At 33.5% G+C, this 25,901-nt stretch carries 27 protein-coding genes; 9 read left to right on the top strand and 18 right to left on the bottom strand.

What is annotated here, in order from left to right; genetic code table 11:
• Positions 1 to 66 precede the first annotated feature (66 nt).
• The 10 genes from atpA to B0A80_RS04965 form a co-directional block, all read right to left on the bottom strand.
• Positions 67 to 1,644 (bottom strand): F0F1 ATP synthase subunit alpha, encoded by a 1,578-nt coding sequence (atpA, locus tag B0A80_RS05015; RefSeq protein ID WP_017496872.1) that lies wholly within the window; start codon positions 1,642 to 1,644, stop codon positions 67 to 69.
• Between the two features lie 38 nt (positions 1,645 to 1,682).
• On the bottom strand, positions 1,683 to 2,216 hold the full coding sequence (atpH, locus tag B0A80_RS05010; RefSeq protein WP_089076631.1) for an ATP synthase F1 subunit delta: 534 nt from the start codon (positions 2,214 to 2,216) through the stop codon (positions 1,683 to 1,685).
• Between the two features lie 4 nt (positions 2,217 to 2,220).
• Positions 2,221 to 2,721 carry a F0F1 ATP synthase subunit B gene (locus B0A80_RS05005; RefSeq protein WP_017496870.1) on the bottom strand — a complete coding sequence of 167 codons (501 nt, stop codon included), beginning with the start codon at positions 2,719 to 2,721 and terminating at the stop codon, positions 2,221 to 2,223.
• A gap of 89 nt (positions 2,722 to 2,810) precedes the next feature.
• The gene (gene atpE / locus B0A80_RS05000; protein ID WP_008465835.1) at positions 2,811 to 3,008 is read right to left on the bottom strand and encodes an ATP synthase F0 subunit C; all 198 of its coding nucleotides are present in this window, start codon (positions 3,006 to 3,008) and stop codon (positions 2,811 to 2,813) included.
• A 33-nt stretch (positions 3,009 to 3,041) separates the two neighbouring features.
• A complete protein-coding gene (atpB, locus tag B0A80_RS04995) occupies positions 3,042 to 4,220 on the bottom strand; it encodes a F0F1 ATP synthase subunit A (protein ID WP_017496869.1) in 1,179 nt (392 codons plus the stop codon).
• A 566-nt stretch (positions 4,221 to 4,786) separates the two neighbouring features.
• Entirely contained in the window at positions 4,787 to 5,014 is a 228-nt protein-coding gene (locus B0A80_RS04985; RefSeq protein WP_070906207.1) for an AtpZ/AtpI family protein, read from the bottom strand.
• On the bottom strand, positions 4,962 to 5,390 hold the full coding sequence (locus B0A80_RS04980) for a bactofilin family protein (RefSeq protein WP_089076630.1): 429 nt from the start codon (positions 5,388 to 5,390) through the stop codon (positions 4,962 to 4,964). The genes B0A80_RS04985 and B0A80_RS04980 overlap by 53 nt, the downstream gene beginning before the upstream one ends.
• Before the next feature lie 2 nt (positions 5,391 to 5,392).
• Complete coding sequence (porW, locus tag B0A80_RS04975; RefSeq protein ID WP_089076629.1) at positions 5,393 to 8,011, bottom strand: type IX secretion system periplasmic lipoprotein PorW/SprE; 2,619 nt, start codon at positions 8,009 to 8,011, stop codon at positions 5,393 to 5,395.
• Positions 8,012 to 8,099: 88 nt separating this feature from the next.
• The gene (locus B0A80_RS04970) at positions 8,100 to 8,795 is read right to left on the bottom strand and encodes an ABC transporter ATP-binding protein (RefSeq protein WP_089076628.1); all 696 of its coding nucleotides are present in this window, start codon (positions 8,793 to 8,795) and stop codon (positions 8,100 to 8,102) included.
• 98 nt (positions 8,796 to 8,893) lie between these two features.
• Complete coding sequence (locus B0A80_RS04965; RefSeq protein WP_089076627.1) at positions 8,894 to 10,354, bottom strand: DUF5687 family protein; 1,461 nt, start codon at positions 10,352 to 10,354, stop codon at positions 8,894 to 8,896.
• Positions 10,355 to 10,481: 127 nt separating this feature from the next.
• Here B0A80_RS04965 and B0A80_RS04960 point away from each other — a divergent pair, with 127 nt between their 5' ends.
• From B0A80_RS04960 to B0A80_RS04950, 3 genes are all read left to right on the top strand, one after another.
• Positions 10,482 to 11,534 carry a ferredoxin--NADP reductase gene (locus B0A80_RS04960; protein WP_070906211.1) on the top strand — a complete coding sequence of 351 codons (1,053 nt, stop codon included), beginning with the start codon at positions 10,482 to 10,484 and terminating at the stop codon, positions 11,532 to 11,534.
• Positions 11,535 to 11,659: 125 nt separating this feature from the next.
• Positions 11,660 to 11,968 carry a hypothetical protein gene (locus B0A80_RS04955; protein ID WP_070906212.1) on the top strand — a complete coding sequence of 103 codons (309 nt, stop codon included), beginning with the start codon at positions 11,660 to 11,662 and terminating at the stop codon, positions 11,966 to 11,968.
• A 150-nt stretch (positions 11,969 to 12,118) separates the two neighbouring features.
• The gene (locus B0A80_RS04950; protein WP_070906213.1) at positions 12,119 to 12,532 is read left to right on the top strand and encodes a hypothetical protein; all 414 of its coding nucleotides are present in this window, start codon (positions 12,119 to 12,121) and stop codon (positions 12,530 to 12,532) included.
• On the opposite strand, the gene B0A80_RS04945 is transcribed toward B0A80_RS04950, so the two are convergent.
• Together B0A80_RS04945 and B0A80_RS04940 are read right to left on the bottom strand one after the other, a co-directional pair.
• Entirely contained in the window at positions 12,521 to 13,528 is a 1,008-nt protein-coding gene (locus B0A80_RS04945) for a glycosyltransferase family 9 protein (protein ID WP_089076626.1), read from the bottom strand. The genes B0A80_RS04950 and B0A80_RS04945 overlap by 12 nt on opposite strands.
• Positions 13,529 to 13,568: 40 nt before the next feature.
• Positions 13,569 to 14,174, bottom strand: a complete 606-nt coding sequence (locus tag B0A80_RS04940) for a DUF4254 domain-containing protein (protein WP_070906215.1) — start codon at positions 14,172 to 14,174, stop codon at positions 13,569 to 13,571.
• Positions 14,175 to 14,285: 111 nt separating this feature from the next.
• Between B0A80_RS04940 and upp the strand changes: the two genes are divergently transcribed.
• The gene (upp, locus tag B0A80_RS04935) at positions 14,286 to 14,939 is read left to right on the top strand and encodes a uracil phosphoribosyltransferase (RefSeq protein WP_017496857.1); all 654 of its coding nucleotides are present in this window, start codon (positions 14,286 to 14,288) and stop codon (positions 14,937 to 14,939) included.
• Here upp and B0A80_RS04930 read toward each other — a convergent pair.
• A complete protein-coding gene (locus tag B0A80_RS04930) occupies positions 14,934 to 15,863 on the bottom strand; it encodes a DUF6427 family protein (protein WP_070906216.1) in 930 nt (309 codons plus the stop codon). The genes upp and B0A80_RS04930 overlap by 6 nt on opposite strands.
• A gap of 141 nt (positions 15,864 to 16,004) precedes the next feature.
• On the opposite strand from B0A80_RS04930, the gene B0A80_RS04925 reads away from it, so the two are divergent.
• The gene (locus B0A80_RS04925; RefSeq protein WP_017496855.1) at positions 16,005 to 16,235 is read left to right on the top strand and encodes a DUF6341 family protein; all 231 of its coding nucleotides are present in this window, start codon (positions 16,005 to 16,007) and stop codon (positions 16,233 to 16,235) included.
• Here B0A80_RS04925 and purD read toward each other — a convergent pair.
• On the bottom strand, positions 16,227 to 17,501 hold the full coding sequence (gene purD / locus B0A80_RS04920) for a phosphoribosylamine--glycine ligase (RefSeq protein ID WP_017496854.1): 1,275 nt from the start codon (positions 17,499 to 17,501) through the stop codon (positions 16,227 to 16,229). The two genes, B0A80_RS04925 and purD, sit on opposite strands and share 9 nt — an antisense overlap.
• 134 nt (positions 17,502 to 17,635) lie before the next feature.
• Between purD and B0A80_RS04915 the strand changes: the two genes are divergently transcribed.
• The 4 genes from B0A80_RS04915 to B0A80_RS04900 all read left to right on the top strand — a co-directional run bounded on the left by B0A80_RS04915 (position 17,636) and on the right by B0A80_RS04900 (position 21,900).
• Positions 17,636 to 18,946 (top strand): phenylacetate--CoA ligase family protein, encoded by a 1,311-nt coding sequence (locus B0A80_RS04915; RefSeq protein ID WP_089076625.1) that lies wholly within the window; start codon positions 17,636 to 17,638, stop codon positions 18,944 to 18,946.
• A 41-nt stretch (positions 18,947 to 18,987) separates the two neighbouring features.
• Positions 18,988 to 19,518, top strand: a complete 531-nt coding sequence (locus tag B0A80_RS04910; RefSeq protein WP_089076624.1) for an ORF6N domain-containing protein — start codon at positions 18,988 to 18,990, stop codon at positions 19,516 to 19,518.
• Between the two features lie 106 nt (positions 19,519 to 19,624).
• Complete coding sequence (gene wecB / locus B0A80_RS04905; protein ID WP_089076623.1) at positions 19,625 to 20,713, top strand: non-hydrolyzing UDP-N-acetylglucosamine 2-epimerase; 1,089 nt, start codon at positions 19,625 to 19,627, stop codon at positions 20,711 to 20,713.
• Positions 20,713 to 21,900: a glycosyltransferase family 4 protein gene (locus tag B0A80_RS04900; RefSeq protein WP_089076622.1), complete on the top strand. Its 1,188-nt coding sequence runs from the start codon at positions 20,713 to 20,715 to the stop codon at positions 21,898 to 21,900. Before wecB ends, B0A80_RS04900 begins: the two co-directional genes overlap by 1 nt.
• Positions 21,901 to 21,956: 56 nt before the next feature.
• Here B0A80_RS04900 and B0A80_RS04895 read toward each other — a convergent pair whose 3' ends face one another.
• The 4 genes from B0A80_RS04895 to B0A80_RS04880 form a co-directional block, all read right to left on the bottom strand.
• Positions 21,957 to 22,940: a UDP-glucuronic acid decarboxylase family protein gene (locus tag B0A80_RS04895; RefSeq protein ID WP_042564890.1), complete on the bottom strand. Its 984-nt coding sequence runs from the start codon at positions 22,938 to 22,940 to the stop codon at positions 21,957 to 21,959.
• A 126-nt stretch (positions 22,941 to 23,066) separates the two neighbouring features.
• A complete protein-coding gene (locus B0A80_RS04890; RefSeq protein WP_089076621.1) occupies positions 23,067 to 24,011 on the bottom strand; it encodes a hypothetical protein in 945 nt (314 codons plus the stop codon).
• A gap of 71 nt (positions 24,012 to 24,082) precedes the next feature.
• A complete protein-coding gene (locus B0A80_RS04885) occupies positions 24,083 to 25,198 on the bottom strand; it encodes a glycosyltransferase (RefSeq protein ID WP_089076620.1) in 1,116 nt (371 codons plus the stop codon).
• The coding region (locus B0A80_RS04880) for a glycosyltransferase family 4 protein (protein WP_133063718.1) at positions 25,199 to 25,901 on the bottom strand (703 nt) is incomplete at its 5' end.

Below are 25,901 nucleotides of genomic sequence, written 5' to 3'. Positions count from 1 at the left end.
TTTGTTGTTTTTAGTTTATTGTTGGGACAAACCACAAACAATAAACTAAAAACTATAAACTAAATATTAGTTATATTTTGCTGAAATTTCTTTTGCTGCTTTTTCGATAACATCAGTAATGTTGTCATCTAACTTACCAGCTTTTAACGCGTTAAGCGTATCTTTATGTTTGCTGTTTAAGTAAGCTAAGAAATCAGCTTCAAATTCTTTTACTTTATTTACAGGTACATTTCTTAATAAGTTTTTAGAACCTGCATAAATAATAGCTACTTGATTTTCAACAGGATAAGGATCATTTAAACCTTGTTTCAAGATTTCAACGTTTCTTTTTCCTTTTTCAATTACGTTTAAAGTAACTGAATCTAAGTCAGAACCAAATTTAGCGAAAGCTTCTAATTCACGGAATTGAGCTTGATCTAATTTTAAAGTTCCTGAAACTTTTTTCATTGATTTAATCTGAGCATTACCTCCAACACGAGATACAGAGATACCTACGTTGATCGCAGGACGAACTCCAGAGTTGAACAAATCTCCATCAAGGAAAATCTGACCATCTGTAATCGAAATTACGTTTGTTGGGATATATGCAGAAACGTCACCAGCCTGAGTTTCGATAATTGGTAATGCAGTTAATGAACCACCACCTTTTACGATAGACTTGATAGAATCTGGTAAATCGTTCATGTTTTTAGCAATTCCGTCATCAGCAATTACTTTACAAGCACGCTCTAATAAACGAGAGTGTAAGTAGAAAACGTCTCCAGGATAAGCCTCACGTCCCGGTGGTCTTCTTAATAAAAGAGAAACCTCACGGTAAGCAACAGCTTGTTTAGATAAATCGTCATAAACAATTAAAGCCGGACGACCTGAATCTCTAAAATATTCTCCGATTGCAGCACCTGCGAAAGGAGCATAAACTTGCATTGGAGCCGGATCAGAAGCATTAGCTGCAACAATAACTGTATAAGCCATTGCACCTTTTTCTTCTAACATTTTAGCAATTCCTGCTACAGTTGAAGCTTTTTGCCCAATTGCAACATATATACAAAATACAGGTTTTCCTGCATCGTAAAATTCTTTTTGATTTAAGATTGTATCGATACAAACAGTTGATTTACCTGTTTGACGGTCACCAATTACAAGCTCACGTTGTCCACGACCAACCGGGATCATAGCATCAACTGCTTTTACTCCAGTTTGTAATGGCTCCGTTACCGGCTGACGGAAGATAACACCAGGTGCTTTTCTTTCTAAAGGCATCTCGTATAAGTCTCCACCAATTGGTCCTTTTCCATCAATTGGAAAACCAAGAGTGTTTACTACACGTCCTACCATTTGCTCACCTACTTTAAGAGAAGCAATACGTTGCGTTCTTTTTGCTGTTGATCCTTCTTTGATTCCAGTTGATGGTCCTAAAAGTACCACACCAACGTTGTCTTCTTCAAGGTTCAATACAATAGCTTCAAGTCCGTTGTCAAATTCAACTAACTCACCATATTGTACATTCGATAGCCCGTAAATACGAGCAATACCGTCTCCAACTTGAAGTACTGTTCCTACTTCCTCTAGCGTAGCACCAGATTCAAAACCTTCTACTTGCTTTCTTAATATTGCTGAAATTTCAGCAGGTTTGATTTCCGCCATCTTAATTTATAATTTAGACACTTTTATGTGTAATAAAACTAATTACTTAACTCTCTTTTTAATACCTGCAATCTGTTTGCCACAGAAGCATTGTATTGTTGATCACCTATTCTTAAAATAAACCCTCCAATGATAGATGGGTCTACTGTATTTTCAATTGTTATTTTTTTATCTGATAAAGTTGCCACTTTTGCCAAAACTTTAGCTTCTAAAGCGGCATCCATTGGGATTGCTGTTGTAACTTTAGCTACTTCAACACCATTACCTTCGTCAAATATTTTTTTGTATTCTAAAGCAATAGCTTCCAGAATTTCAAATCTTTTGTTTTCAAATAATAAATGAAATAACCCTTTAGTTACACCATTTACATCTGCGAAAACTTCTAAAAGAGCACTTTCTTTAACTTCAACTTTTGTAGTTGGGTTTTGAATAAAGGCACTTAATTCTTCATTATTTTCAATTGCCGTTGCAATTGACTTCATATCGTTATTGACAGCTTCGGCAACACCTTTAGAGTTTGCTAAGTCCAGAATTGCTTTTGCATAACGAATTGCTGCTCTTGTACTTGCCATAATCTTAGTTTAGCTTTACGTCACCCAACATTTTCTCTACTAATTTAGTTTGAGATTCTTTGTTAGATAATTCTTCTTTCAATAATTTTTCAGCGATGCTTAATGATAAAGTTGAAACTTGTGATTTCAATTCAGCCATAGCAGCATTCTTTTCACTTTCGATAGCAGCTTTAGCTTGCTCGATCATTTTTTGACCCGCTTCTTGTGCTTCGTTTTTAGAATCAGCAATCATTTTCTCTTTCATTTCACGAGCTTCTTTTAGCATCGCGTCACGCTCTGCACGAGCTTCATTCAAAATTCTTTGATTGTCAGCTTGTAAGTTTTCCATTTCTCTCTTTGCATTTTCTGCAGAAAGTAATGCATCTTTAATACCTTCTTCTCTTGCTGTAATAGATTCCATAATTGGTTTCCAGGCAAACTTTACTAAAAGTAAAATCAAAACCAACAAGATTAGCGCTTGCCAAAAGAATAAACCGAATGAAAAATCGTTAATTAACTTATCCATTTTATAACTATATTAAATATTTAATTTCTTTTTTTAAAAGTAACAACACCTTTAACCAACCGTTAAAGATGTTGTTAGTTCTTTCTTTATTATTTTCCTAAGATTAAAGCAGCAAACGCTAAACCTTCTAATAAAGCCGCGATAATAATCATCGCAGTTTGAATTTTACCAGCAGCTTCTGGTTGACGAGCAATCGCGTCCATAGCAGATCCACCGATTTTACCTAAACCTAAACCTGCACCGATTACTACTAAACCTGCACCTACTAAAGTTGGAATTGTTCCCATAAGTATTTATATATATAAAATTAAACTTCTAAATTAAATAATAACATTGTCTTCGTGTCCGTGCCCATGATCATGGTCGTGATCTGCAACAGCCATCCCTATAAATAATGACGATAACATTGTGAAAATGAACGCTTGCAAAAATGCAACTAAAACTTCAATTACCGAAATAAATAATGTTAGTCCTAAAGAGATTGGTAAATCTGCTGCTAAATTTTTACCTACGAAAATCATCGCGATCAAACTCATAATTACTACGTGACCTGCAGTAATATTTGCATACAAACGAATTAATAATGCAAATGGTTTTGTTAATGTTCCCAAAACTTCGATTGGAGCTAAAATAATTTTCATCGGAACTGGTACTCCTGGCATCCAGAAAATGTGTCCCCAATAATCTTTGTTAGCACTAAACTGAGTAATGATAAAAGTAAATACAGCTAAACAAACTGTGATTGCAATATTTCCTGTAACGTTAATTCCTAGTGGAGTCATACCTAATAAGTTTAACAACCACACAAAGAAAAACACCGTTAAAAGGTAACCCATAAATTTTCTGTATTTTTTCTCTCCAATATTTGGAACGGCGATCTCATCTCTGATGAAAATAATAAGCGGTTCTAATACTCTTCCGAAACCAGTTGGGATTGGTCCTTTTTTATAGGACTTCGCTAATCCGGTAAACATTAAAAATAATAATACCGAAACAAAAAGCATTGACACTACATTTTTTGTAATCGAAAAATCTAATGGTTTTTCGTTTTCAGGATGTCCATGGTCATTAAAAGTAATAGTTCCCGCAGCATCTGTTTTGTAAATTTTACCGTGAACTAATTTGTAGAAGTTTCCGTCAACTTCAGCAACTGCTTCACCGTGGTGTAATTTTGAAGAAGAGAAAATTTTCAAACCTCCGTCAATAAGAATTACAGGTAATGGAAAACCGTAATGTTTATTTTCTTTTTCATCTGAGAAGAAAACAAAATCATGAGAATCTTGTAAGTGATGATCAATAAAAGCGTCCACTTTTGCTTTTGGGTCAAGAGCTGCATGCTCCTCTTCTGACGGCGCGTTATGTGAAATTACTTTTTCTTCATGAGCGGCTTCAGCATGTACATGCGTTGAGTCATTCTCTGAATTTGCAAAACTCATTACTGGAGAACAAGCTACTAAAGCTGCAAGAATAAATTTGAGCGGTTTGTTTGAAATCACCATATCTGTTAAAAATCTTATTTTTTACGTTTCTAAAATTTGGTGCAAAGGTACATTTTTTATTAATATTCAAAAGGATATGAAAAATTATTTTTGAACCTTCTTTTGCATAATCCCCATTTTAATGCTTTTCATTTAATAATCGGACAGTTAAAAGCGTCTGAAATAACAAAAACAAAATAAATGTTATAAAAAAATTGATTTTTTCAACCATCACCTCGCCACTTTTGTTTTCCAAAATCGGTCTTAAAATTAAATAGGCTAATAACATTTGGCTGGCGGTCCCGAAAAGGAAAGCCATTCCGACAATTTCAAAATTCTTCTTTTTTACTACTAATAATATAAGGTATAAAAATGCTGACAGCGTGAAAAAAATCAAATACAAAAAGGCTGTACTATAATAAAAGTTTTGGGTATTAATTTCTAAAACTGAAAAAAGTGCTTTGTGCAATAAATAAGCCGCCAAAGCAAAAAAGAATAAATATAAAATGGGTTTGTAGTTTTTTAAAAGCATTTGAATTTTTTTTTGCAAAGATGCAATATTTATTTCAAGCTGTTTAAAAGATGATTTACTTTGTTTTATTGATTTCGTTAACCTGACGAATTACATTGTACAAAGCCAATCCAACTCCAATCATGACAAAGATGGTGTTGTAATTTAATTTTGGACTGGGATGATTTTCATCCAGCCAGGTACCAAAATAGGAAAATAAAAAAATAATGATCCCCATTTGAACGGGAATATTAATGAGCGGAAGCCACTTGTTCCTTTTGTTTTTGTTCGGTTCCTTTTCCATCTTTTAGGGTTACATCTTTAGTATGAGTTAACATGGTACAGGTAGCGGTAAAATTTGCGCCTGGTTCAATAGATAGTTTTCCTATGGCAACTTCTCCATGAATCTGTGCCGATGCTTTTATATTAAGGACTTCTAAAACTTTAATTTTTCCTTGAAATACTCCTTCAATATCGGCATTATTACAAACTATTTCACCTTTAACAACGCCGGAGACTCCAATAACCAATTTACCTTGTGAAGTAAAATTTCCTATCAATTCTCCATCCAGTCTAAAATCGTCTTTAGCAACGATGTCTCCTACAATAGAGGTTCCTTCAACTATTCGATTCGTTTTTCCTAAAAGTTCTGTTCCGTTTTTTTTTACTTTATCAAACATGATTATGGTGTTTTGGGGGCTAAGTAGGTGTCGAGATTTTTCTTAATTTGAACCAATTTGTAATTATCACTCGATATGATAATTGCGGGATTCGGTATCTTATACTTTTTATCGTCTCTAAAAACTCCTGAAATATCTCTGGCGTATGCCTCTGATTTTAAACCGTGAATCACCACAAAACTTTCGGTTCTATTGTATTTATCAAAAGAGGTTGTCAATCTCTCATAATTTTCAACTAATAAAAAGACTCTGATCGCTTCTTCAATTTTTTGACGAGTTTTAGTGTCATTATTAGCAACTACATATACAATTTTCCAGTTTTTACTGTCAACTGAAGTAAAATCAAGTTTTTCTAAAGCCGGTATTTGCTTTTCTAAAATCTCGCGCGCATTTTTCCCTTCATCACTGTTTGGATAATTATCGGCAACTGATTCTAAACCTTTTTTGTATGCCGTTAAACCATTTACTTTTCCTAAAGTATTGGCTTTTAACAATTCATACTTTGAAACAATTTCATCACCTGAATATTGATTGATCAGATTGTCAATATTATCTAAGACGGTATCAAACTGTTCCTCCTGAAACAATTTATACCATTTTTGGTACTCTTTATCCGGTGATGCTAAATCGGCCGCATTGGTATTGTTTAAAATTTGAGCGTATCTTGAAGTCGGATAATTGTTTGTAATATCTGATTTTATCCTTTCGGCGCGTGCAGGATTTGTAATTTGATATATTTTGTACAAATTATACATCGCCGGTAAAATCAATTTTTCCTCCGGCTTATTTTTTAGTAATTGTTCCAGTTTGTCACTCGCCAGATTGTATTCCTTAAACTTTTCTTTGTAGATAAGCCCTAATTGATAGTACGCAAAATTACGTTCTACACCAATACTATCAATTGCAACTTGTGTTTGAGGGAGCTGTTTTTCGTAGAAATCTGTAGTATATTTTTCAATAACTATAGTGTCTTTAAGTGCATTTGCAGCGTTATTATTTAACGTATCATTTAATGCGGCATTATTGGCTGATTTCACAGCGGCCAATCTCCAGTTGCCTTCTAAAACCCGATTACCCCATAATTTCTTAAACTGTAATTTTCCGTAAGCAACTGTGGTAGGATTGTAAAAATAAAAAGTACTCGTACTGGTACTTGCCGTTTCATTTCCTGACGGCGGATTAAATGCTCCTATTCCGGGATTAGCCGTTCCAACTGACTGAGGGTTAACCGCTGTTGGTCCTCCATTAGCATTTGTGTTACGATCGATATTGGCCAGTTTTTCCTTTTCTTTTTCTTCTAAGATTCGTTTCTCCTCGTCTTTTTCTTTGAGAACAGCTATATAATCATTAAAATAACTTTTTCTGTCAGTCGGAGACAAACCGTATACTTTTATGATGCTATCGTTACGTTTTGCAATTGCTTCGTACTTGATAACATTGTCCAGATTTTTTCTGTTTTTTTCAATAAAAGCAAACTCTCTGGATTTAGGATCTAATTTTACTAACGTACTGTCATAATATTTGGCAGCGATAGTGTAGTTGGTATTCTTAAAATACATGTCGCCAATATTTCTATAAGTCGACGCTATTAAATAAGGGTCTTTTGATTTTCTTCCCAATGACTTGTTGTAGAAAACCAAAGCATCCTGCTGTTCGTCATTTTTGTCAAAGAAGACTCCCATTTCATAAAATAAAACATCCAGATAAGGTCTGTTTTCACGATCTGCCACTAACTTATTGTACATTTCTAAAAACAAATCCTGATCTCCATTTTTATAATCAAACATTTGCGCCTTTTTTGCGTAGGCATGCATCATGTATTTTCGATCCGCTTTTCTGTTCATGTCAATTACACCGTCATAGTAAGAGAAGGCGCTGTCTCTTATTCCGGCTTCCTGATACATCTGACCTAAGATAAAACGGTAACGTGCGCGGTCCTCATTTATTCTGGTAAACTCCTCCGCGATTTTAAGTTTGGCAACTGCACTGTCCTTTTTTTCCAAATTCAAATAAGCTTCTGCCAATAAAGCATTTGCATCCGAAAAAGTCTGCTTGTTCAGATCTGTATTTTTTAAGAGCAGATTGATATTTTTTACCGCAATAGCATCATTACCTAAACGCATATTGGTTTTCTCGCGCCAGATTTTCGCTGTATAAATATTACTGCTGTTCGGGTATTTGTACAATATATAATTGAATGCCTCCAAAGCCGGAATAAACCTCTGATCGTAGTACCTGGCTTTTCCAAGCATCAGATAAGCCTCGTCGATTTGTGAATTTCGCTCTCTTCCTCCAATATTCATGGAGTGTTTTTGAATCGCTTTTGTGGCCTTGGTCTCCGCCTTTTCAAAATCAGCATTTTTGGGTTTATCCCCTTGTGAAAAGTTCTCATCAAACTGCATCTTTTCAATCGGAAGCATTTTCCAGAAGTTATCCTGATTATTCGCATGAACAGCCTTTAATCCTTTGTCAAGACCAATTCCGCCATTGTACAGAATATTATATTTTGTACTTAGCGCATGGGAATTTCTGGCCAAAAAATTATTTTTCTTGGTAGAACAGGCTATCAAAAAGAATAAAAAAACAATAAAAAAACTATATTTAAGAGTATTCTTTTTCAATAGAAAAGAGTTTATATCAATTAACTTCTAAAAAGGATTTTTAGTATATTGACTTGTAAAAATACGCTTCTTTTTGAAATATAGAAACTTATACTGCAAAAAACAATTCCAGTTCTTGTAAGGTTTCTTTTGAAGTTTGAATATCTTTTACAATTTCCCCTTTATTTAAGGCTACTATTCGGTCACAAACCTCTACGGTGTGCTGCAAATCATGACTGGAAACCAGTACGGTAACATTTGGATTATCGGCCAAATCCTTAATAATTTTTTTTAATCGGCTTACCGTTGTCGGATCCAGATTTGCAAAAGGTTCGTCTAAAATAACGACTTCCGGATTTCCGATAAGTGTAGCAATGATACCTACTTTCTTCTGATTTCCTTTAGATAAATCTCTTAAATATTTTTTATTGTTCAGGATTTCTCCGTTAAAAAACTCTTCATGCTGCTGTAATAAAGCATCAATATCGGCTTTGTTCTGGTGGCGTAAATCCCCAATAAAATAAAAATATTCCTCGGGAGTTAAATACCCAATCAAAAAACTTTCATCGAGAAAAGATCCTGTGAAAGATTTCCAGTTCTCGTTTGCATTTACCTGAATATTGTTGTTTATTATATTTCCTGTTGAAGGCTGAATCAAATCAAGTAACAAGCTGAAAAAAGTGGTTTTTCCCGCCCCGTTATTTCCTACTAGTCCAAAGCTCTGCCCTTTTGGAATTTCAAGATTGTTTATGTTTAAAACTGTTGTACCGTTGTATTTTTTTGAAAGTTGGTTTACTTGTATCATTTTTGAAAGTTTAATTGTTGATTTAATTAATAGTTAATTTGTTGATTTACAACTATATGATATCAATTTTATAATTGACACATTTTCTAATTAACTAATTAGTTTTTTTGCTTATAAGCGCTTATGGTGCTGTACTTCTCTATTTTATATCTTTTTTCGATCAGTGAAAATACTTTTTCTTTAAAAGCAAAACCTAAAACTCCTGCCCCGGCTACAAGTGCTAATCCTATGGTTTTGTTTCCTAAATACAATCCGATTCCATAAAGTCCTAAAGGCACTAATATCTTTGGTAATGTCAGCAGCATTGCATTAACATTAAACGCTTTTTTATCTCCAAAGGCACCTCCCGCCGAACTCAAATCAATTGGCGTTTTTGTAAAAGCACCGCCCAAAAGTACCAGATGCGAATTGACTCCTATATTGTAAATTGCTCCAACAACAACCGTTAAATAAATTTGCCATCCAAAGAAAAGATAAAAAGACGCCAGTATTGTAGAGATGAAAGTAGCAATAACAATCAACCACCATTTTGACGTTATGTAACCGCGATACGGAATATTCTGGGTCATCATTAATTGGTAATACGAACTATCCCAGCTCGGTACAAACTGTCCGAAGACAAATAAGAATCCACCTGAAACAAATATTCCGGCAAAAATGGTCATCACCTCAGGCTGTTGTTTGTTTCCGAAAAAGATAAGTCCGTAAAACAAAAAGATAAAACTCATTACCAGAGTCGTTTTTGATCTTTTGTTTCTCTTAATCAATTTGATATCGTTTTTAAGAAAGGTTCCTAATGTTCCGAATTGATTCAGCCACGAAAGATTTTCAGTGGTAGCGATGTCTTCTTTTTGTGAAAGTCCTGCATCTAAAAACAAATTATTCTTGAAATATTTGAAAGTAAACAGATAGAGCCCTATCAGAATCAAAGCAGGAATCAAAAACAATCCTTTTGTCGTATAAAAACCCTGGAAAATTGGCGTTGTAAAACTGGTAATATCAAAGAGTTTATAATACTGTGCGGCTCCTAAAGCGATAATTGCTCCAACAAAAACAACAAACAACTTGTCGATATTACTTAGAATAATATTCAAAAAATTGTTGATATAAATCAAGGAGAATGCTGCTAAAAACCAGAAAATAACTCCCAAAAGATCATAACCTTCTAAAACTAACACTATTGAGAAAGGAATAAAAAACAGTGCATGAACCCAATTGAAAAAAGACAATGCTGTTTTGCCTAATGAAAAATGAACGATGGTCGGTTTTTTGAAGGGTAGAATTAATAATGGTTTAATATTCAAAACCGGAATTGCTTGCATCAATAAACGAATCACCAGATCGAAAAGAAAATAGTAAATCAAAAATTGGTTGATTGTCACCAGAGGCTCCAGTTTCATTTTTTTTAAAATATAGAATGCCCCTATTCCGGCTCCAACAAAAAGCAAGGAAAAATAGATCATTAAAAAACCTAATAAAACTTTCATCACGACGCTTGTGCCGAATGATGCAGATCTAACAAAGGCTTTCCATTCCAGATAAATAAACTTTTTAATCATGGTTATTTGTTTTGAGTTTTCTAGTATGTGATCAAATGTAAGAAAACGTTACAAAAAAAGTTAAAAATAATCGTTTAGTGCCTGTCAATTAACTGTCGTTTGCTACTTTTGCATAAAAAATACAATCATGCCTTCATTCTTAAAACTAATAATTAAAGAGGTAAAACGCGAAACTGCCGATGCTGTTTCTGTACTTTTTAATGTTCCTGAAGAACTAAAATCGGACTATAAATTTATAGCCGGACAATACATAAATTTAAAACTAACTCTTGATAACCAAGAGATTCGTCGTGCTTATTCTATTTGTTCTGCACCGGAAAGCAACGAATTACGCATTGCTGTAAAAGCAGTAAAAAATGGTTTATTTTCTCAATTTGCCAATACGAGACTTAAGGCTGGAGATGTTCTTGAAGTAGGTCATCCGGAAGGGAAATTTACTTTTGAACCAGATGCTGAAAGACAAAAAAACTATGCGGCTTTTGTGGCCGGAAGCGGAATTACTCCGGTACTTTCTATTATTAAATCGGTTTTAAAAAGTGAGCCAAAAAGTTCATTTGTATTGGTTTATGGAAACAAAACTCCTGAAGATACTATTTTTTACCAGGAATTACATGATTTACAATTACAGTATGTAGGCCGTTTTTTCATCCATTATGTTTTTAGTCAGGCTAAGGCTGAAAATGCTTTGTTTGGAAGAATTGATAAATCGGCAGTAAATTTTGTACTGAACAACAAACACAAAGAATTACAATTTGACAAATTTTTCTTGTGTGGTCCTGAAGAAATGATCGATACGGTTTCGGGAATTTTAAAGGAAAAGAATGTAAAAGAATCGGCAATTAAATTTGAACTTTTTACTTCTTCTACTCAGGAAAATAAAATCAATACTTCATTAGAAGGACATACAAAAATTACGGTTTTGGTTGATGATGACGAAGTTTCATTCGAAATGTCTCAAAAACAAACCATCCTTGATGCCGCTTTAAAACAAGGAATCGACGCTCCATACTCTTGTCAGGGTGGAATTTGCAGCAGCTGTCTGGCTCGTGTAACTTCCGGAAGTGCTGAAATGACTAAAAACTCGATTTTAACGGATAGCGAAATCGCTGATGGTTTAATTTTAACCTGCCAGGCACATCCTACTTCAGAGTCTATTTATGTAGATTATGATGATGTTTAATCGTTAAAATTTCAAAATATTCAAATTCCAAATCCCAAACTTACAATTGGGATTTGGAATTTTTTTTGTTTTATAATTATTAGCAACCTTTGTAAAATTTGAATTTGGAACTTAAAAATTATGCTATGAAATCTGTACAAGAAATTTTTAAAAATAAAGAATATCTTCTGGATGAACCTGAAGTTGAAAAACTTGTAGAATATTGTGAAGAACTTCAGGATGAACTTATAGAATTTAAATTTCAGAAGACAAACAACAAAGAACTCGCCATGCTGGATATGCTTAAAGAAGTTATAAAAGGCTGTGATGCTGTCGAAAAAGAACAAATGGAACACGAACGATTTGGTTATGAAGCACCAAATTATCAAGCCACGATTTCGAATCTAAAAAGTTATATTTATAGCAGATGCCGGGATGAGAAAATTTGGCTCTAATTGCAATTATAATAAAAGCATTTTTTCGATAAAATATTGCTGAATTTTTATTATATTAGAGGTAAAATTATAGCAATCACAATCTCATGTGTTCTTCTCTAGATTTGTAGCGCTAAATCAAATTTGTCAACAGTTTAAATCTTAAATATTATGACAATACATCACTTACTTCGTTTATCCTTTATAGCAATTTTTGTAATAACAGCTCTTTTTTGTATCTACTTTATCATTAAGAAACAACAAAATAAAAAAGGTCCCAAGTTACTTACCAAAGAAAAATATAGTGCCACAATGATTGGTAAAATGACTGAAATAAATGTTTCTGAGAAGAATACTTTTAATATCTGGCCCTACATAAGCAAATTAAAAGCTGCTAAAATACTATCGAACAAAATTAAAGAGTCACAATTGGTGCACAAAATCTACAGAAATTCAACGGAAGATTTTGAGCACATTTTATTGTCTACAGAAAAAGAAAATCATTTTGTTGTAATCGTTGCTAATAAAAACAAAAAGAAAACAGTTGGATACTTTCTCTATGATTTAAACGGATTATATGCTTAACTGAATCTTCCTGACTATGTCTTTGGGTGAAATCGATCTCATAGCGTCTTCGTAACCTTCAACGATTTTGTTTCCATAAACAGATGTTGGTAATTTTGGATATTGATTTCTGTCTGAAACCAAAGCATTTTCCATTGTTTGTCCGAATGGTAAAAATCCAGCATATGGATGTGTAGCACCCCAAAGTGTAATGACTTTTACTCCCAGCATTGCTGCAATATGAGCATTTCCGGAATCCATAGAAAGCATAACGTCTAAATTACTAATGAGCTGTAGTTCCTGTTGAAATTTAATTTTTCCAGCCACATTAACTACATTTTCAAAGGATTGTGAAAACGAATCCAGGATTTCAATTTCTTTCTTTCCTCCACCAAAAAGTAAAATGGTATACGTTTTATTCTCCGCCAATTTTGCAATTACTTCCTGCATTAAATCTTGTGGATATACTTTAGAATTGTATTGTGCGAAAGGTGCAATCCCAATTAATTTTTGGTTTTGATCGCCAATGATTTCTAAAATATCTGAGCCTAATTTTGCTTTTTGCGGGAATTCAGGATTTGATAGGTCTAAAGGAAAACCAAGTTTTTCAAATACTTTTGCATGCCTTTCAAACATGGTTGGCAATTGTGCAAAAATTTTATTCTCGGCACGAGTTAATTCTTTTTTACCTTCTCGTCCTTTATCCACTGTGGCTCTTTTTTTTCCGCTTAAAGCAAAAAGAAGGCTTACAATTTTGGATCTCAGAACATTATGAAGGTCTGCAAAAGCATCGATTTTGAGTTTTTTTACATCACTGTATAATCTAAGTAGCCCTGCAAATCCTTTGTGACGTTGCTTTTCATCAAAAGCAAAAAACTCAAGATTTGGGATTCCTTCAAAAAATGGCTTAAAAAACGGTCGTGAAATTACGGTGATTTTAACCGTTGGATACTGCTTTACAAAAGCTCGTAAAACAGGAACCGTCATGGCGACATCTCCCATTGCGGATAGTCTCATGACGGCTATATGCTTTATTGTATTGGACAACTCTGCCAAATTATTTTTTGTTTTGATATAAAACAGGATTCAATTCATCGTCATTGTACATTTTCATTTGTTTGTACACTTTCATGAATTTATCTCCATTTTCAATGTCAGTCAATAAATCATCGATTGCAGTTGATAAATCGCTTCTTTGTTCTAAAAGTACATTTAATTTCTCCTGACATTTATCTCTGTGCTCCTGTGAAGCTTCAACACGCGTTGCCTCCTCATGCATGTGATAAATTTTTAAAGCTAAAATAGACAATCGGTCAAAAGCCCAAGCCGGACTTTCAGAATTGATTTTTGCCCCGTCTTTTACTTTTACTTCACTGTATTTTTGTAAAAAGTAGCTGTCGATATATTCCACCATATCTGTACGCTCCTGGTTTGAGGCATCGATTCTTCTTTTTAGAGTCAAAGCCGCTACCGGATCAATTTGCGGATCACGAATGATATCCTCAAAATGCCATTGAACAGTGTCAATCCAGTTTTTCAAATACAATAAATGTTCAAATTTATCCTTTGGGTAAGGATTGTTTATAGGTTGATCAACATTATCAAATTGATGATAATCTTTAATGCTTTGTTCGAAAACAGAATATGCTAATTTTGAAAACATGTCTTTATTTATTAGAGTCACAAAGATACTTTTTATACTTTTATGGTGTGAAGAAAACGATTAATTTTTCGTTATTGCACTACAATCTATCCATAATTCTAAAAATTCAGTATGAAAATTCATTATATCTCCAAAAATAACAGCGTATTAAATCACTTTTTAGGCCAAATCAGAAATGTTAATGTTCAGAACGACAGCATGCGTTTCCGAAGAAATATTGAACGAATTGGCGAAATTATGGCTTATGAACTGAGCAAGGATCTGGCTTATAAAAATGTTGAAATTCAAACTCCGCTTGGCATTAAAAATACAACTGAAATAGAGAGTGATTTAGTTTTATGTTCTATTTTAAGAGCCGGTTTACCGTTGCATAATGGTTTTCTAAATTACTTTGACCATGCCGAGAATAGTTTTGTTTCGGCTTGCCGATACCATCCAAATAACGATGCCGAATTCGAAATTCGGGTTGAATACCAGGCTGTTTCAAACATAAACGACAAGACTGTTTTACTTCTTGATCCAATGTTGGCAACGGGTCAGTCTATCGTTGCGGTTCATGAGAAGCTAATTCAAAATGCAACTCCAAAAGAGATTCATATTGTTGTAGTTATTGCTGCACCGGAAGGTGTTGCTTTTCTGGAAGAAAATCTTCCGGAAAACTGTCATTTATGGGTTGCTTCTTTAGATGAAAAACTAAATGAAAAAAATTATATCGTTCCGGGTCTTGGCGATGCCGGAGATCTTGCTTACGGAAGTAAATTATAATTGAGAGAAAAATGTAAATAAACTACACAAAATCAACACATAAAAAACAATTTCATTATTGAGCTTTTGTTGCATATATTCTACATGACTTGCTGCCATAATAGTCAAGGGCGCAACACTAAAAAAGAGCAAATCGTTACTTTTATCCGGCGATAGAATATAAACAAAGGCTGCAATAAAGAAACAAGCTACTACTTTTTTGTATGAAGAATGCACTATTTGTGGTCGATTTGACAATGTAGTCAGCATCGAAACTACAAAAAATAAGGCTACGGCCACATAGATTGAAAGTGCTCCATTTTCATAATTGCTCTTGAAATAATCAATGTTAAAATCGATTACGGCACGTTTCTGAAAAAAATCTGTGATGTCGATATGGAAAATCAAAGAGACCAATAAAAAGATTATGGACACTGCTACAAGTGCTATAAAAGGTAAAATCCAATTTCTATAATCTCTGGAAACATGGAAAACTATCGAGATAAAAACTAAAATCAGGAAAAGAATACACCAAAATTGAAATAAAGAGGCTATTAAAATCCAAAATGATGCATCAAATATTTTTTCCTTAGAAGCTTTCAACGACTGCAGCGAAATCAATCTTCGAAGTGCCAGAAGTATAAAAAAGTTACCATATATTACATTGGCATTGTTAAATATTGTGGGGAAAAACAACAGAAACAATAAGTAAAAAAATATCGCGTATCCATTGTCTTTACTGAGTCCGTTCTTTTTTACGATAAAATTTATCAGGAAAAATGAGGCCAAAATAAAGCAAAGTAAGCTCACTTTTTGGAATGCCAAAAAATAAGATGTTATCCAGGAAGGTTCCTGAATTTGAAACAGAAAAAAGAAAACCAGTATTAAAATTACGACCAATGAATAATTTAATGGTGTAGATTTTTTAAAAACACTTGTTATCATAAGGATATTTTATACTTTTGTGATTGTAAATATAATACTTGTTTAAAAAGGAAAACCAACAAGTTGAAAAAAGATTCTGCGAGCAGACTTCTGGTTTCAATGCGTTACACAACAATAAATAACATATAATTTTATAAAATTATGACAGCTTTTTTTGAAGGAATACAGTACTTATTCGTTAACATTTTATTCGCACCACTTGATTTTTTACGTCGTTTGGAACTTGTTACATGGTTTGGTGCTAATACTATCAACTGGATTTTCATGATCATCTGTTCATGCGCAATCGTTTATTGGATTAAACAATTACGCATTTTTGATGATGCCGGAACAGAAAACCAAGATACTACGGCTCACTCTTTTTTAAAGTAAGTCGAAGCCGATATCTTTTCTAAAATACATCTTATCAAAGCTTAGTTTATCTATGTTTTGGTAAGATTTTTTTATGGCCTGTTGGAAATCGTCTCCATAAGAAGTTACCGTTAATACACGTCCTCCATTACTCACGATACTATCGTTTTCTAATTTTGTACCTGCATGAAAAACAATAGAATCTTCAATATTTTCTAAACCGGTAATTACTTTTCCTTTTTCAAATTCTTCAGGATATCCACCGGAAACCACCATAATGGTAGTTGCACTTCTTGGATCAACTTTTAATTCGAATGTATCTAATTTTTGATTGGCTACCGAAAGGAACAATTCCACTAAATCAGATTCTAATCTCGGTACTACAACTTCAGTCTCAGGATCTCCCATTCTTACGTTGTACTCAATTACTATTGGTTCATTTTTTACATTAATCAAACCAATAAAAACGAATCCTTTATATTCAATTCCATCCTTTTGAAATCCTTCGATAGTTGGTTTTACGATACGTGTTTCAATTTTTTCCATCAAAACAGCGTCAACATAAGGAACCGGAGAAACAGCTCCCATCCCACCTGTATTTAAACCTGTATCACCTTCACCAATACGTTTGTAATCTTTTGCTGTTGGAAGGATTTTATAGCTTTTCCCATCAGTCAAAACAAAACAGCTTAATTCAATTCCGTCCAAAAATTCTTCGATTACCACTTTTGAACTCGCTGCTCCGAATTTTTCGTGAACCAGCATGTTTCTCAATTCTGTTTTAGCTTCTTCTAAATCCTGAATAATCAAAACTCCTTTTCCTGCAGCCAAACCATCGGCTTTTAAAACGTATGGAGGTTGTAATGTTTCTAAAAAAGCACATCCGTTCTCTACCGTTTCAGCCGTAAAACTATCGTAAGCAGCAGTTGGAATATTATGTTTCATTAAAAACTCTTTGGCAAACTCTTTACTTCCTTCTAACTGAGCTCCTAATTTTGATGGCCCAATAACCGGAATATGTTGTAAACTCTCGTCGTTTTTAAAATAATCGTAAATCCCTTTAACCAAAGGATCTTCCGGGCCTACGACTACCATTTTTACATTCTCCTGAATTACAAATGCTTTGATTGCATCAAAATCTGTTGGAGACATTGCAACATTTGTAGCAATTGCCGACGTTCCAGCATTTCCAGGTGCAACAAAAAGTTTTTCGCAAAGCGGACTCTGAGTCATTTTCCAGGCAAAAGCATGTTCTCTTCCGCCTGATCCCAATAGTAAAATTGTCATGGTGTAGTTGTATTTAGTTGTGGTGCAAAAATAATTGCTTTTACACGTAAAAAATAATTAAATCTTAAAAAGTTGTTGATTGTTCTCTGTTAGTAATTTGATAGTATTATTTTTGACGAAAATTAGCTCCTCAAATGATTTCTCTTTTCGATATTTCGCTGCAATTAAATGGTTTTCCGATTAAGAAAGCCAAAACTCAATTGGATGAAATCAGAAATTTATCGGAAGAACAGTATGCATATTTTCTTCAGAATAGAAAAGAAGAAATCGTAGCTTTTCATTTGAAAAACAATTCTTTCTATCAGGAATTAGCTGGAGGTAATACAAAATTGGAATGGGAAAATTTACCCATCCTCAACAAACAAAATTTACAAAAACCACTAAAAGAAAGGCTTTCAAAAGGCTACACTTTAAAAAATGTGTACCTCAACAAAACTTCAGGATCTAGTGGAACTCCTTTTGTTTTTGCCAAAGATAAGCATTGCCATGCCCTGACCTGGATTTCGATTTTTATGCGTTTTGGCTGGTACAATATCGATTTTAATCGCTCGTATCAAGCTCGATTCTATGGTATTCCGATGAATTTTGCCGGATATTATAAAGAACGAATTAAAGATTTTTTGACGCATCGTTTCCGATTTCCGGTTTTCGATTTATCTGATGGCGTTCTCGAAAAATTTCTGCAAAAATTCAAAACTAAAAAATTCGATTATATCAACGGTTACACGAGTTCGATTGTTTTATTTGCTAAGTATTTAGAGCAAAAAAATCTTATCTTAAAAGAAGTATGTCCCTCTTTAAAAGCTTGTTTCGTTACTTCGGAAATGCTTTTCGAATCCGATAAAAAACTCTTAGAAAAGCAATTTAATGTTCCGATTATTAATGAATACGGCGCTTCAGAACTCGATTTGATTGCTTTTGAAAACTTAAAAGGTGAATGGCAGGTCAATTCGGAAACACTTTTTCTAGAAATTTTAGATGAAAACAATCAGATTCTTCCATATGGAAAAGAAGGCCGAATTGTGATTACATCTTTGTTTAATAAGGCACATCCCTTTATCAGATATGACATTGGTGACATCGGGATTTTGGATGAAAAAAGTACTCCGCAGAAACCCATTCTAAAAAAACTTGTTGGAAGGACCAATGATATTGCTGTCTTACCAAGCGGGAAAAAAGCACCGGGTTTAACCTTTTATTATGTTACTAAAAGTATTATTGAAGACGATGGAAACGTTAAAGAATTTACCATCAAACAAACACAATTAAATACTTTTGAAATTGAATATGTTAGTGATATTGAATTAAATGTAACTCAAATTCAAAAAATTGAAAAGGCAATTACGGTATATTTAGAACCAAATTTAACTTTCAGCTTTACCCGAAAAACAGTTTTAGACAGAAGTAAAAGTGGAAAGTTAAAACAATTTAAATCTTATCTTTGATATAAATAAAATCCTACATTTGTTTTTTTTAATGAAAACTTATGGAAGATCAATCTTTACTTTCTGAAGAAACTATTTCTAACAAAATATATTATATCCGCAATCAAAAAGTAATGCTTGATCGTGATTTGGCTTTACTTTATGGAATTGAAACCAAGGTTCTAAAACAAGCTGTTAAAAGAAACTTATTGAGATTTCCCGAAGATTTCATGTTTGAATTATCAAAAAAAGAGTCCGATTCTTTAAGGTCACAATTTGTGACCTTAAAAAAAGGAAGAGGTGAACATCAAAAATATTTACCTTTTGCATTTACTGAACATGGAATCTTAATGTTATCAAGCGTTCTAAAAAGCGATAAAGCCATTCAAACTAATATTCAGATTATGCGCATTTTCACCAAAGTGAGAGAAATGCTGCTGGATACAACTGAAATTAAAGTGGATATTCTTCAGATTCAAAAGAAGTTAGAAAATCATGATAAAAATATCGAATTGGTTTTTTCTTATTTAGATGAACTAACCGAGAAAAAAGAAGACGGAAATGAGAGAGTAAAAATTGGTTATAAAAAATAAGCAAATTCACAGTCCACTATTTAAGAAATTATTCCATTCTGATTAAATTCCAATTTAAACTTTACTTTTGCCGAAAGAATGTTTTTAGAAAGAATCAAATAGTCCCATGAAAATCACCCTAATCGCAGGTGCAAGACCTAATTTTATAAAAATAGCACCTCTTATTAATACTATAAAAGACAAGCAAAATGAAGGCTTTGATGTTTCCTTTCGTTTGGTTCACACGGGGCAGCATTACGATAAAAACTTAAGTGATACCTTTTTCGAAGAATTAAATATTCCAAAACCAAATGTAAATCTGGAAGTAAAAAGCGGTTCTCAGGCCGAACAAACGGCTGCAATTATGATTGCTTTCGAAAGGGAACTTATTCAAAACCCTTGTGATTTAGTTTTGGTTGTTGGCGACGTAAACTCGACGATGGCTTGTTCGATAGTGGCTAAAAAATGTCATACAAAAGTAGCACACGTTGAAGCGGGAATTCGTTCCGGAGATTTAACAATGCCGGAAGAAATCAACAGAATGCTGACAGATAGCATTACGGATTACTTTTTTACGACCTCCACATCCGCTTCAGAAAATTTATTAAAACTAGGATCAAATCCTGAAAATGTGCATTTCGTAGGAAATGTTATGATCGATACTTTATATCAGAACATCAATAGAATTTCGGCTCCGGATTTTTGGGAAGAACATCAACTTAGTGAAAAAAACTACATTGTTCTAACCTTACATCGTCCTGGAAATGTAGACGAAGTTTCTTCTCTTATTGCTTTACTACATGGAATTGATGATTTAGCTCAAGACAAAAAAATATTGTTTCCAATTCATCCCAGAACACAGACTATCTTAAGCGAAAGCTCAACTCAGTTTAAAAATATCCTCTTTGTTGCTCCACAAAGCTACCTGAATTTCATGTATTTAATACAAAACAGCTTTGCCGTTATTACTGATAGCGGTGGTATTTCAGAGGAAACAACCGTAATGGGAATTCCTTGTTTTACCATGCGGAATAACACTGAGCGTCCTGAAACCGAGACCATTGGTTCAAATACTATTGTTGGAACATCATTAGAAAATTTACAAAAAGTATACAGTTCATTTTTAAAAAATGGTCCCAAGAAAAGTGGTGTCCCGGATTTATGGGATGGAAAAGCATCGGAACGAATTGTTTCAATTTTACTGGCTAAAAAATAATGAAGGATATTCTAATCATATCAAACTATTATCCACCCGAAAAAGGTGCTGCGGCCAATAGAATAGAACAACTAGCTTTAAAATTGGATCAAAATGGTTATGAAGTTTCGGTAATTTCTCCGCTTCCAAATTATCCAAAAGGCGAATTATTTCCGGAATACAAAGGCCGGTTTTCTGTTACCGAAAAAATCCAGAATATTACCTTAAAACGTCTCTGGATCTATCCGAGTAATAGTTCGAATATCTTTAAACGAATTGTCTCGACACTATCGTTTTCAAGTACTTTGTTTTTTTATTTATTATTTTCCAAAACACCTAAAAAAATAATTGTACAATCACCGCCACTATTACTTTCCTTTGTTTCAGTTTTTGTACTTTGGATTAAGGGTAAAAAAATCCTTTTGAATGTTTCAGATCTTTGGCCAACTGCCGCTATCGAATTGCAGGTATTAAAGAAAAACAGTATTTCACACCAAATTTTGCTTTTTATTGAACGTTTTATTTACCAAAAAGCAACGCATATTTTTGGGCAATCTAGTGAAATCATTACCCATATTCATTCCATCTTTCCCGAAAAAAATTGTTTTCTATATCGTAATTATCCGGATCATTTTGTGGAAGGTTTCCTCGAAGAAAAAAACAATTCCAGCGAACCTATTAAACTATTCTATGCCGGACTATTAGGCGTTGCGCAAGGAGTTTTTGAACTTATTCAGCAATTGAATTTAGAAAATGGCAACATCGAACTGCATATTTTTGGTGATGGTGCCGAGAAAACTCAGATTGTGAATTACCTCAACCAAAATCCAACTAAAAAAATTGTTTTTCACGGAATGTTAGAACGAAATGTTTTACATGAAACTCTTAAAAATTTAGATATTGCCCTTGTTCCGCTCAAGACAAGGATTTACGGCTCTGTTCCGTCCAAAATATTTGAATATAGTGCTTTAGGATTTCCAATACTTTACTATGGAGGAGGCGAAGGAGAAAATATTGTAGAAGAGAATAACCTTGGTTGGGTAGTTCCCGTTGAAGATTTCCAACAATTAAATACAACTTTAGGAACAATCTCGGCACTAGGTAAGGCAGAAATTCAGAAGATGAAAAAGGCAATTTTTCTTCATGCCAAAAGTCATTTTAATTTGGACCAGCAAATGAAGGAACTCATCGAAAAGAATGCTTTTTAAGCAACTTAATAAAAAACGGGCAATTATTCTGGAAATAATTGCCCGTTTAAATTTTCTTATTTGATATAGTTCGAAAAATCTTTGTGTTCTTCTTTTGAAAGCTCTTCTTTTGAAAGTGATCTGAAATAGTCATATGTAATTTTCATTCCTTCAGAGCGGCTTACTTTTGCTTCCCAACCCAATAACTCTTTCGCTTTTGTGGTGTCTGGCTGGCGTTGTAACGGATCATTTATAGGTAACGGATGGTAGACTACCTTTTGATTGGTTCCTGTTAGTTTAATGATCTCTTCTGCAAAATCCTTAATCGTGATTTCATCCGGATTTCCAATATTTACCGGATATACATAATCTGAATGCAATAGTCTGAAAATACCTTCGACCTGATCGTCTACATAACAGAAAGATCGCGTTTGCATTCCGTCTCCAAAAATGGTTAAATCTTCCCCGCGTAATGCCTGTCCGATAAAGGCCGGAATTACGCGCCCGTCGTTCAAACGCATTCTTGGACCATAGGTATTAAAAATACGTACTATTCTGGTTTCTACCCCATGAAAAGTATGGTAGGCCATGGTAATCGATTCCTGAAAGCGTTTGGCTTCATCATAAACCCCGCGTGGACCAATAGTGTTTACGTTTCCGTAGTACTCTTCGGTTTGCGGATGAACCAGAGGATCTCCGTAAACTTCGGATGTTGATGCAATTAAAATTCTCGCTTTTTTCACACGGGCTAATCCCAATAAATTATGTGTTCCCAGAGATCCTACTTTTAAGGTCTGAATTGGAATTTTTAAATAATCGATTGGACTTGCAGGTGAAGCAAAATGTAAAATATAATCTAAATCACCTGGAATGTGCACAAACTTGGTGATATCGTGGTGATAAAATTCGAAATGTTCTAATTTGAATAAATGCTCTATGTTTTTAAGATCTCCGGTAATCAAATTATCCATTCCGATAACATAGTATCCCTCTTTGATAAAACGATCACATAAATGCGATCCCAGAAATCCGGCTGCTCCTGTAATAAGTATTCTTTTCATAGTAATTATTTATACCTCGCAAATGTAACTGATTTGAAAATTATAAAAACTATTCTATAAAAAAACTGCCTAAAAAATAATTAAGCAGCTCTTTAGAATATCACAAAGAAAAACATTTAAAAGCAATTACTTCTTGTCTAGCTTTGCTTCAAGTATTTCAATCCTTTTATTTTGTTCTATAATGTAAAGTGTTAATTCTTCTATTTTCTGCAAAAGTGCGTTGCTCATTTCTCCCACCTGAAGTCCTTTTTCTTTTATTTCCTGAGCGGAAGGGACACTTGGTAAGTGATTATTCTCTTTTGTGAATTTTTCTACCTCTGCTAAAGTTGGCATCACATAATCAGATTTTAAATCCGATTTACCTGTGTAGTACTTTTGAAAAACATAATCTGCAGGCACCCGTAAATCCACCCTCACCTCTTCAGCATGGATTTTACCTTTTACCGTAAGTTTTTCATCGGGATTGATTGAACCTATACCTACATTACCATCAATCCTAATTTTAATTCTCTCTAAACCATCAGTGAAAAAATTAATTCCAAAGTAACCAGAATGTGAAACTATTGGCTCATTCGCAACATTTTTTGAAATAGACATTCCATAATGAGCTATTGTCCCATTTCCACTTGCAAAGTTATCTGCTGTGCTAAAACCAATTTTTTGATTAGCCCCTACACTCGAAATATCACCATTTATCTGAAGTTTTGCATTTGGATTTGTGGTTCCAATTCCGACATTTCCGTTAGTATCAATTCTCATTCGTTCAGTACCTGAAGTAAAAAAATTCATTCCAAAATAACCTGAAGAAGACAACATTGGTATGTTTAATGCATCTTTTACATAAGACATTCCATAGTGAGCTACAGTACCTATTCCACTTGTAAAATTATCTATTGTGTTAAAACCAATTTTTTGATTTGCTCCGGTAACTGAAATATCACCCCCATTTACATGAAGTGCTGTACTTGGTGATAATGTACCTATTCCAACATTTCCACTAGATTCGATCTTATTTTGACTATAACCAAACGTTGTTACTAAAATAGCCGCTGGTAAAAACAAATATTTCATATTTTTAAATGTTTAAAGATTTGAAAAATTATGCAATTATAGGAATTATTCTACAGTTTAAAAACTTTAAACTAAAATCCTTTTTTTAATTTCTTCTCAACAAACTCTTCCATTTCATTTTCAAAACGTTCCTTCGAAAACTTCATCGCATGCTCCCGAATTACTGTCGAACTAAATTTCATCTTTTCAAAATCAATTACTGCTTGTTTAATACTTTCTGATGATTGTTCCTGAAAAAAAACTCCTGTCTTATTTTCAACAACTGTTTCTAAAGTGCCGCCTTTTGCTAAAGCGATAACCGGAGTACCACAGGCCTGTGCTTCGACTGGAATAATCCCAAAATCTTCTTCAGCGGCAAAAACAAATGCTTTTGCTTTTTGCATGTAGTTTTTTAAACTATTGGCTTCTACAAATCCAACAAATTCAATATTATTTTTAGCAATTGTCTGAAGTTTTTGAAACTCCGGTCCGTCTCCGGCAACAATTAATTTTAAATGTGGTAATTCATTAAAAGCTTCTACGATTAATTGCGTTTTTTTATAAGAAACTAAGCGTGAAGCTGTAAAATAATAATTATCCTTCTGTTCTTCTAAACTAAAAAATTCAACATCGACGGGAGGATAAATAACCGTTGCTTCACGATTATAAATTTTCTTTATTCTTTCTGCTATATAGTTAGAATTGGCAATAAAATAATCGACATTTTCAGAGTTTGAGACATCCCATTTTCTTATTTTCTGCAAAACATACTTTGCATAAAATCCTTTTAAACCCTTATCTAAGCCTGAATCTTTTAAATACTGATCCTGCAAATCCCAGGCATATCGCATAGGCGAATGACAATAACAAATATGAAGCTGATCTTTTCGGGTACTTACCCCTTTGGCTACAGCTGATGAAGAACTAATTATTAAGTCATAATCACTTAAGTCAAATTGTTCAATCGCTGTTGGAAATAACTGTAAAAATTTACGATGGTTTTTCTTTACCGTTGGAAGTCTTTGAATAAAGCTAGTCCTTGATTTTTTCCCATTTAGAATAAACTTTCGGTCTTTATCATTTAAAAAATCAATCAGTGCAAAGTGATCAAAATCATCCCAGATTGAATTTATGGAATGTATTACTTTTTCAGCACCTCCGTTTACATAATACCAATCGCTAATTAATGCTTTTTTCAAATCTCTCATCTAGTTATTTTTCAAATCGTCGAGTATGGAAATATAATTTTGTGACGCTTTTTCCCAGCTAAATTTCTGAGATGCCTCAAACGACTTTTTGCAAAGATCGTTATAACTTTGTGAACGAATTAAATCTTCGATTTTTTGTGCTAATTCTGCCGGGACATCTGGATTAAAAAATGTGGCAATTCCATCGTATAGTTCTCTATATACGGGAATATCCGACAAGATGCATGGGGTAGAAAGACTCATTGCTTCAAGCGCCGAAAGCCCAAATCCTTCATAAAAAGAAGCATTTATAAGTGCTTTTGCTCCTCTTATCTGTTTTTCTAGCTCAGAATCTGAAACTTCATTTAAGAATTCAACACTTGAATCATATTCTAAAATATCTTTTCTAAAGACATTATTAAAAGAACCTCCAATAATTTTCAACTTATAATGATTGAAATCCAATAGCTTAAAAGCTTCTAAAATTACTTTAATATTTTTTCTTGGATCTAAAGAACTTACCGCTATAAAATAATCTGCATTTTGATTTTTTTCATCATTAAAATCAAAAAAACTGGCCAAATAAATCACTTCTATTTTTGATTGTTCAATAATGGGGTAAAATTTTAAAATTTGTTTTTTTGAAAAATGACTAACTGTAATAATTTTTAGGGCTCTTCTTAAATTAAAATGAAACAAAAGGTTATAAACAAGAGCAAACTTC

Source organism: Flavobacterium tructae, from assembly GCF_002217475.1.
In the GTDB taxonomy this organism is placed as follows: Bacteria; Bacteroidota; Bacteroidia; order Flavobacteriales; family Flavobacteriaceae; genus Flavobacterium; species Flavobacterium tructae.
This window is presented reverse-complemented; position numbering and strand designations above follow the sequence as displayed.

Bases quoted from the DNA above. Each gene is read 5' to 3' on its own strand.
- atpA (WP_017496872.1), bottom strand. From the start codon at position 1,644: ATGGCGGAAATCAAACCTGCTGAAATTTCAGCAATATTAAGAAAGCAA.
- atpH (WP_089076631.1), bottom strand. From the start codon at position 2,216: ATGGCAAGTACAAGAGCAGCAATTCGTTATGCAAAAGCAATTCTGGAC.
- B0A80_RS05005 (WP_017496870.1), bottom strand. From the start codon at position 2,721: ATGGATAAGTTAATTAACGATTTTTCATTCGGTTTATTCTTTTGGCAA.
- atpE (WP_008465835.1), bottom strand. From the start codon at position 3,008: ATGGGAACAATTCCAACTTTAGTAGGTGCAGGTTTAGTAGTAATCGGT.
- atpB (WP_017496869.1), bottom strand. From the start codon at position 4,220: ATGGTGATTTCAAACAAACCGCTCAAATTTATTCTTGCAGCTTTAGTA.
- B0A80_RS04985 (WP_070906207.1), bottom strand. From the start codon at position 5,014: ATGGAAAAGGAACCGAACAAAAACAAAAGGAACAAGTGGCTTCCGCTC.
- B0A80_RS04980 (WP_089076630.1), bottom strand. From the start codon at position 5,390: ATGTTTGATAAAGTAAAAAAAAACGGAACAGAACTTTTAGGAAAAACG.
- B0A80_RS04970 (WP_089076628.1), bottom strand. From the start codon at position 8,795: ATGATACAAGTAAACCAACTTTCAAAAAAATACAACGGTACAACAGTT.
- B0A80_RS04965 (WP_089076627.1), bottom strand. From the start codon at position 10,354: ATGATTAAAAAGTTTATTTATCTGGAATGGAAAGCCTTTGTTAGATCT.
- B0A80_RS04960 (WP_070906211.1), top strand. From the start codon at position 10,482: ATGCCTTCATTCTTAAAACTAATAATTAAAGAGGTAAAACGCGAAACT.
- B0A80_RS04955 (WP_070906212.1), top strand. From the start codon at position 11,660: ATGAAATCTGTACAAGAAATTTTTAAAAATAAAGAATATCTTCTGGAT.
- B0A80_RS04950 (WP_070906213.1), top strand. From the start codon at position 12,119: ATGACAATACATCACTTACTTCGTTTATCCTTTATAGCAATTTTTGTA.
- B0A80_RS04945 (WP_089076626.1), bottom strand. From the start codon at position 13,528: ATGAGACTATCCGCAATGGGAGATGTCGCCATGACGGTTCCTGTTTTA.
- B0A80_RS04940 (WP_070906215.1), bottom strand. From the start codon at position 14,174: ATGTTTTCAAAATTAGCATATTCTGTTTTCGAACAAAGCATTAAAGAT.
- upp (WP_017496857.1), top strand. From the start codon at position 14,286: ATGAAAATTCATTATATCTCCAAAAATAACAGCGTATTAAATCACTTT.
- B0A80_RS04930 (WP_070906216.1), bottom strand. From the start codon at position 15,863: ATGATAACAAGTGTTTTTAAAAAATCTACACCATTAAATTATTCATTG.
- B0A80_RS04925 (WP_017496855.1), top strand. From the start codon at position 16,005: ATGACAGCTTTTTTTGAAGGAATACAGTACTTATTCGTTAACATTTTA.
- purD (WP_017496854.1), bottom strand. From the start codon at position 17,501: ATGACAATTTTACTATTGGGATCAGGCGGAAGAGAACATGCTTTTGCC.
- B0A80_RS04915 (WP_089076625.1), top strand. From the start codon at position 17,636: ATGATTTCTCTTTTCGATATTTCGCTGCAATTAAATGGTTTTCCGATT.
- B0A80_RS04910 (WP_089076624.1), top strand. From the start codon at position 18,988: ATGGAAGATCAATCTTTACTTTCTGAAGAAACTATTTCTAACAAAATA.
- wecB (WP_089076623.1), top strand. From the start codon at position 19,625: ATGAAAATCACCCTAATCGCAGGTGCAAGACCTAATTTTATAAAAATA.
- B0A80_RS04900 (WP_089076622.1), top strand. From the start codon at position 20,713: ATGAAGGATATTCTAATCATATCAAACTATTATCCACCCGAAAAAGGT.
- B0A80_RS04895 (WP_042564890.1), bottom strand. From the start codon at position 22,940: ATGAAAAGAATACTTATTACAGGAGCAGCCGGATTTCTGGGATCGCAT.
- B0A80_RS04890 (WP_089076621.1), bottom strand. From the start codon at position 24,011: ATGAAATATTTGTTTTTACCAGCGGCTATTTTAGTAACAACGTTTGGT.
- B0A80_RS04885 (WP_089076620.1), bottom strand. From the start codon at position 25,198: ATGAGAGATTTGAAAAAAGCATTAATTAGCGATTGGTATTATGTAAAC.